Genomic DNA, 253 nt, shown 5'->3' with positions numbered 1-253 from the left:
CTATCCTGCCGAGTGGGTTGTCGACTGCAAGGCGGTGGGAACAGGGCAGAAGGCCCTGGTGTATCTGGGGCGCTATTTATATCGGGGCGTGCTGCCCGAAAAAAATATCGTGTCGGATCAGAACGGCAAAGTCACATTCCGCTACCAGAATAGCAAAACCAAACAGTGGGAATCCCGCACCCTGAGCGGTGTGGAATTTCTGCACAAAATCCTGCTGCATATTCTCCCGAAGGGATTCAGACGGGCGCGCAAC

General features: G+C 54.5%; 1 protein-coding gene. It reads left to right on the top strand.

What is annotated here, in order from left to right:
- Positions 1 to 253: transposase (locus IV91_RS0115260; RefSeq protein ID WP_031599557.1), on the top strand; the 253-nt coding region annotated here is incomplete at both ends.

It is taken from the genome of Ferrovum myxofaciens, assembly GCF_000735045.1.
Taxonomy (GTDB): Bacteria; Pseudomonadota; Gammaproteobacteria; order Burkholderiales; family Ferrovaceae; genus Ferrovum; species Ferrovum myxofaciens.
Note: the sequence above shows the minus strand (reverse complement) of the source record. Positions and strands in the feature narration are given on the sequence as shown.